At 70.2% G+C, this 3,293-nt stretch carries 2 protein-coding genes and 1 pseudogene; 1 reads left to right on the forward strand and 2 read right to left on the reverse strand.

Annotated elements, in window-relative coordinates; translation table 11 throughout:
• A partial coding sequence (locus GX015_RS01415) for an ATP-binding cassette domain-containing protein (protein WP_291342237.1) occupies nucleotides 1-653 on the forward strand: 653 nt, incomplete at its 5' end.
• Between the two features lie 30 nt (nucleotides 654-683).
• Here the strand turns inward: GX015_RS01415 and GX015_RS01420 are convergent.
• Complete coding sequence (locus tag GX015_RS01420; protein ID WP_291342238.1) at nucleotides 684-2,759, reverse strand: hypothetical protein; 2,076 nt, start codon at nucleotides 2,757-2,759, stop codon at nucleotides 684-686.
• A gap of 116 nt (nucleotides 2,760-2,875) precedes the next feature.
• Nucleotides 2,876-3,097: pseudogene (locus GX015_RS01425) on the reverse strand (sulfurtransferase TusA family protein); the annotation flags it as partial.
• Nucleotides 3,098-3,293 lie beyond the last annotated feature (196 nt).

The following is a 3,293-nucleotide window of genomic DNA, read 5'->3' on the forward strand; positions in this document are numbered from 1 at the left end:
ACAAGCCGGGCCGATTCAGCTTCAACGTCAAGGGCGGCCGGTGCGAGGCGTGCCGCGGCGACGGCACGCTGAAGATCGAGATGAACTTCCTGCCGGACGTGTACGTCCCCTGTGAGGTCTGCGACGGAGCCCGCTACAACCGCGAGACGCTCGAGGTGCTGTACAAGGGCAAGAACATCGCCGAGGTCCTGGACATGCCGATCTCGGAGGCGGCGGGGTTCTTCGAGCCCATCCAGTCGATCGCGCGGTACCTGAACACGCTCGTCGACGTCGGGCTCGGATACGTCCGCCTCGGACAGGCGGCGACCACGCTGTCCGGCGGCGAGGCGCAGCGCGTGAAGCTGGCCGCCGAGCTGCAGAAGCGCTCCAATGGCCGCACGGTGTACATCCTCGACGAGCCGACGACGGGCCTGCATTTCGAGGACATCCGCAAGCTCATGCTCGTGTTGCAGGGGCTGGTGGACAAGGGCAACACCGTCATCGTCATCGAGCACAATCTCGACGTGATCAAGTCCGCTGACTGGATCATCGACATGGGGCCCGAGGGAGGCGCCGGCGGCGGCACCGTGGTCACGCAGGGCACCCCGGAGGACGTCATCGAGGTCGAGGCGTCGCACACGGGGCAGTACCTGAAGCCGCTGCTGCAGGGCTAGCGGCCGGTCGGGGAGCCCGGCCGGCCGTCGTCACGCGATCGGTCCACCCGGGCCCGTGCCCCAGCGTTCGTGCGGCTCCGGGCCCGCGGAATTCGGCGCGTGCGGGGCCGGCTCCGCGGCCGCGCCCGTCCGTGCCTCCGCTCCCGATTGGCCCGCCCCCGACTCCGGCTCGTGATCCGCATCGCGGTCGCGGAGGCTGCGGGCGACGACCATGCCCAGCATGAGCAGGCCGCACAAGAGGAACGCCGAGACGCGGGTGAGACCGCTCATGGCCTGCATGTCGTAGAACACGAGCTTGATCACGGCGGCGCCGGCGATCACCAGCGACGCGGCCATGTTCGCCCCGACGTTGAGGCGCTTCGGCGCGAGCATCAGCCACGCCGCGGCGACCATCCACCCGATGGACACCAGCACGTGGGCGAGGCTGAATCGCACGCCCGCGGCGGTCAACGCGGTGATGACGGGCACGGCGGTGAGCAGCAGGCCGGCGAGGCCGGCGCCCTTGTCGAAACCATCGGCCTTCTCGCGGCGGGCCGCGACGATGGCGATGAGCCCCAATGCGATGACGCCGATGAGCAGGCCGGACACGATGACGTTGGGGACCTCGAGAGTCCACAGCCAGATCCGGTGCTCTGCGAGGTACGACGGCGCGAACATGGTGAGCACCAGCGCGGGGAGGTTCGCCATGAGCGCGACCACGGTCCACAGGGGGATCAGCCAGCGGCCCATCCGGGTCGGCCGGAACACGTGGAACCAGATGAACGCGGCGGCCAGCAGGAGCGAGGGCATTCGCGTCCAGGACAGCTCCGGTTCGGAGGAGGCCATCTGCAGGGTGGGCAGGGCCGCGGAACACAGCCCGGCCCATCGCAGCGTGGACATCCGCGCATCGTCGAAGTCGCGCCAGGGGCCGAAGCCGGCCGCGCCGATGGCCAGGCCGAGGACGAGGGCAACGGAAATGGACGTCAGGTGCAGTTGACCGAAGGTGGACGTCATCGGGGCGGCGAGCCAGGCGAGCAACTGCAGCGGCAGGAGATCGGCGGTGGCCCGCGCGGGTGCCGAGTAGGGCGCCAAGGTGCCCGGGTCGGCGGGGGCCGCCTCCGCCCGAGAGTCGCCGAGGAATTCGGGGACGGCGAGGGCGACGCCCAGGACGATGAACGCCGCGATGCCGAACCAGCCCGGAGAGGCGTCGGCGAGCACGCGGATGGAACCGAAGAGGAAGACGATCACGGCGATGATGGAGATGGCCGGTCGTTTCGGCATGCCCAACCACGCCCACGCGGCCGCGACGGACGGGATGAGCACCGCCGCCGTGACGTCAGCCGTATCCTCCAGCCTGGGAATGGCGGTCAGGGAAGCGGCGATGAAGCTCACGGCCAAGACGGTCCCATGCAGGGCGACGGATCGCCACATGCGGGCCGCGAGATAACCGAGCCCCATGACCGCGAGCACGACGATCGTCCCGAGCCAATGCGGCCACCATTCCAGCATGTGGACGAGCACGGTGGTCGTGATGTGGGCGGTGATCACCGAGGCCCCGCCGGCGGCGGCGACGCCCGCGTTCTCCGGATTCTTCCGGTGCACGACTGCGGCGGTCACGGCCAGTGCGGCGGCGAGGCCGTAGGCGAGGATGACCCTGCCGAGCGGGCCGAGCAGGCCGCTCTGAATGGCCAGCGCCACGAGCAGGCCCACGCCGGAGATGGTGATGATCGCGCCGATCACCGCGGTCACCTTGAGCACCGTCTTTTCGTTGCTCCACCACGGCTCCGCCGGCGTCGGCGGCACCGGCGGCGCCGGCGGCTGGATCGGGCCCCGGGGAATCGGCGGGGGCGGGGGAGGCCGCAGGTGCATCGGCGCCGTCATCGGCATGTGATCGGCCACCTGATTCGGCACCGGGTCGTGCATGGGCTGCCGGCCATATGGGTTCGGCTGCCCCTGCATTGGCTGATGCGGCGGCATGGGGCCGGGTTGCGGCCGGGGCCCGCGCGGCGGCGGCCCATCCAGATCCGCCCGGATCCCCTTCGCCAGCGATGCGACGCGCTCGGCGGCGGCCTCGAGGTCCGCCAGCGCCGAGGCCAATTCCCTATTGCGGTCATCGGGCGTGTTCATGGTCCCGACACTACTTTCGCCGGGTGGACGGTGCCGGACGCGACGCAGGGCCCGCCCCGGATCGTCTCCCGGGCGGGCCCTGCTTTGCGACGGTTCCCCGCCTCGTGGTGCGGCCGCTACTTCTTGACCACGGTGATGGACCATTCGGCGTCGCCGACGACCTTGAAGTCCTTGACGCCGTGGCCCTCGGTGGCGGCCCAGCGCGGGATGGACTCGGTGCCCTGGGTGCAGTCGAAGCCGATGATCAGCTCGTCGCCGGTGTTCAGCTCCTCCATCTTCTGCTTGGCCTCGATGAGGGGGAAGGGGCAGACTTCGCCGTTCGTCTCGAGAACGTGGGTGGCCATGCGGGATCCTTTCGTGGAAGGGGAATCGGTGATCGGGAGTATTACGCGTTGACCTTGACGGTCTCGGCGTCGGTCTGGGCGGCGCCGGTCTTGGCGCCGGTGCGGTCGCGGGAAATCTTGGCGCGGACGGCGGCGGGCAGCAGCGGCTTGCGCATCAGGTAGATGCGGGCGGCCAGGCCGGCGCCGAGGG

Source organism: Corynebacterium sp. (assembly GCF_012837295.1).
In the GTDB taxonomy this organism is placed as follows: domain Bacteria; phylum Actinomycetota; class Actinomycetes; order Mycobacteriales; family Mycobacteriaceae; genus Corynebacterium.

Coding starts and splice junctions, on each gene's coding strand:
- GX015_RS01420 (WP_291342238.1), bottom strand. CDS start 2,759: ATGAACACGCCCGATGACCGCAATAGGGAATTGGCCTCGGCGCTGGCG.